General features: G+C 67.2%; 2 protein-coding genes and 2 tRNA genes. All 4 read right to left on the bottom strand.

Features of this window, described 5'->3' with window-relative positions:
• Positions 1-64: 64 nt before the first annotated feature.
• Positions 65-137 (bottom strand) — tRNA-Glu (locus QH283_RS11275).
• Between the two features lie 155 nt (positions 138-292).
• Positions 293-364 (bottom strand) — tRNA-Gln (locus tag QH283_RS11270).
• A 225-nt stretch (positions 365-589) separates the two neighbouring features.
• Positions 590-2,074, bottom strand: a complete 1,485-nt coding sequence (gene gltX / locus QH283_RS11265) for a glutamate--tRNA ligase (protein WP_280502959.1) — start codon at positions 2,072-2,074, stop codon at positions 590-592.
• Positions 2,075-2,087: 13 nt separating this feature from the next.
• Positions 2,088-2,790 (bottom strand): fumarylacetoacetate hydrolase family protein (locus QH283_RS11260; RefSeq protein ID WP_280502958.1); only part of this gene is annotated, 703 nt, incomplete at its 5' end.

The following is a 2,790-nucleotide window of genomic DNA, read 5'->3' as shown; positions in this document are numbered from 1 at the left end:
AATCCCGTCGGGGCTACTTCCGGGTGAGGCCTCCGCTCAGCTGAGCGGAGGCCTCACCCGGAAGTAGCCCCGACGGGATTCGAACCCGCGCTACCGCCTTGAGAGGGCGGCGTCCTAGGCCGCTAGACGACGGGGCCTCGGACATGATCTCCCGTTCCCGGTGATCATCCGTTGTGGATCCGAACGGATCCGTGGAATGCCCGGCCAGCTTAGCCGACCGGAGCCCGGCGACCAAATCGCCGGTTGCTGAACTACTCCGGTCGCGAACCGAGAGAGATACAACACTTTCCAGCTGGGGTACCAGGACTCGAACCTAGAATGGCTGAACCAGAATCAGCTGTGTTGCCAATTACACCATACCCCACTGACCTGGACTTTCTTCCCGGAGCCTGGCTGGCTTCGGTCCGTCGTTCCGGCCGAGAAAGAGATTACCAAAGGTATCGGGGGGAACTACAAATCGCCTGGTCAGAGGCGTGTTCTGTGCGGTTTCTGCCCCATTTGCCCGATGTGCGCCCCGCCGCCCGGCCGCCGGGCAGCGGGCCTCCGGGCCGCCGTGGGAGCGGACTCCGCCCGACGGCCCGGCCGTCGGCTATCCGCGCGCGGTCCTCACGCCCGCCCGCAGGCGATCGAGGGTGATCTCGCGCCCGAGCAGTTCCAGCGACTCGTACAGCGGAGGGCTGATGTGCGAGCCGGTGACCGCCACCCGCACCGGCGTGAAGGCCTTGCGCGGTTTGAGCCCCAGATCCTCGATCAGCGCCTTCTTGAGCGCCTCCTCGATGGCGGGGGTGGTCCAGGACGCCAGCGGCTCCAGCGCCGCCACGGCGGCCTCGAGCACCGGCGCCGCCTCGGCGCCCAGGTTCTTCGCCGCCGCGGCCTCGTCCACGGAGAATTCCCCGGCGGGCACGAACAGGAATCGGAGCAGATCCCAGGCGTCGCTCAGCACCACGATGCGGGTCTGGACCAATTCGGCCGCCGCCGCGAACACTTTGTCGTCGACTTCCCCGGCATTGCTGCCGGGACCGATGCGCCCCTGCTCGGTGAGGAAGTCCCGCAGGCGCCCGGCGAAATCGGCGGGCTCCAGCAATCGGATGTGTTCGGCATTGATCGCGTCGGCCTTCTTCTGATCGAAACGGGCCGGATTCGAATTCACCTTCGTGATATCGAACGCCGCCACCATCTCCGCCATGGAGAAGACATCGCGGTCCTCAGCAAGGCCCCAACCGAGCAATGCGAGGTAATTCAGCAAACCTTCAGGAATGAACCCGCGCTCCCGATGGAGGAACAGGTTGGACTCGGGATCGCGCTTGGACAACTTCTTGTTGCCCTGCCCCATCACGAAGGGCAGATGACCGAACTCGGGAGTGAAGTCGGCCACCCCGATCCGCCGCAGCGCGGCGTAGAGCGCGAGCTGTCGCGGCGTGGAGGAGAGCAGGTCCTCGCCGCGCAGCACGTGGGTGATCTTCATCAGCGCGTCGTCGACCGGGTTGACCAGCGTGTAGAGCGGAATGCCGTTGCCGCGGGTGAGGGCGAAGTCGGGCACCGTGCCCGCCTTGAAGGTGGTCTCGCCGCGCACCAGATCGTTCCAGGACAGGTCTTCGTCGGGCATCCGCAGACGCACCACCGGGGCCCTGCCCTCGGCCTTGTAGGCGGCGATCTGCTCGGGGGTCAGATCGCGGTCGAAGTTGTCGTAACCGAGCTTCGGATCGCGTCCGGCCGCCCGGTGGCGGGCCTCGACTTCCTCTGGCGTGGAGAAGGATTCGTAGGCCTCGCCGGCTTCCAGCAAACGCCGGACGACGTCCAGATGGAGGTCGCGGCGCTGCGACTGCCGGTAGGGCTCGTAGGGCCCGCCGACCTCCGGCCCCTCGTCCCAGTGCAGCCCGAGCCAGCGCAGCGCGTCGAGGATCGCCGCGTAGGACTCCTCCGAGTCGCGGGCGGCGTCGGTGTCCTCGATGCGGAAGACGAAGGTGCCGCCGGTGTGGCGGGCGAAGGCCCAGTTGAACAGGGCGGTGCGGATCAGGCCGACGTGCGGCGTCCCGGTCGGCGACGGGCAGAAACGGACCCGTACTGGTGTCATTGCTCTCTCTCGATCAGCGTTTGGCGGCAACAGGATTGGTCAGGGTGCCGATGCCTTCGACGGTGACGGACACCTGCTGTCCGACCTGCATCGGGCCGACGCCCTCGGGTGTTCCGGTGAGGATCACGTCGCCGGGCAGCAGCGTCATGACCGTACTCACCCATTCCACGAGCTTCGGAATATCGTGCAGCAGAAGCGAAGTCCGGCTGCGCTGGCGGACCTCACCGTCGAGTTCGGTACGGATCTCCAGATCCGACGGGTCGACCTCGGTCTCGATCCAGGGACCGAGCGGGCAGAAGGTGTCGTAGCCCTTGCCCCTGGTCCACTGGCCGTCGCTCTGCTGCTGGTCGCGGGCGGTGACATCGTTGGCGACGGTGTAGCCGAGGATCACCTCGCGCGCCCTGGCCGCAGGCACGTCCTTGCACGGGCGGCCGATGACCACGGCCAGTTCGCCCTCGTAGTCGACCCGCGTGGAGCTGGGCGGATAGACGATCGGGGCGTTCGGGCCGACGATCGCGGTGTTGGGCTTGATGAAGATCACCGGCTCCTCGGGCGCGGAGCCACCCATCTCCTCGGCGTGGGCGGCGTAGTTCTTGCCGACGCACACGACCTTGCTGGCCAGGATCGGGGCCAGCAGCCGCACGTCGGCCAGTGCCCAACTGCGCCCGGTGAAGGTGGGGGTGCCGAACGGATGCTCGGCGATCTCCTTGGCGACG

Origin of the sequence: Nocardia farcinica, from assembly GCF_029867845.1 — a bacterium.
Taxonomy (GTDB): Bacteria; Actinomycetota; Actinomycetes; order Mycobacteriales; family Mycobacteriaceae; genus Nocardia; species Nocardia farcinica_A.
This window is presented reverse-complemented; position numbering and strand designations above follow the sequence as displayed.

Excerpts from the sequence above, each read along its gene's own strand:
- gltX (WP_280502959.1), bottom strand. The coding sequence starts at position 2,074 with ATGACACCAGTACGGGTCCGTTTCTGCCCGTCGCCGACCGGGACGCCG.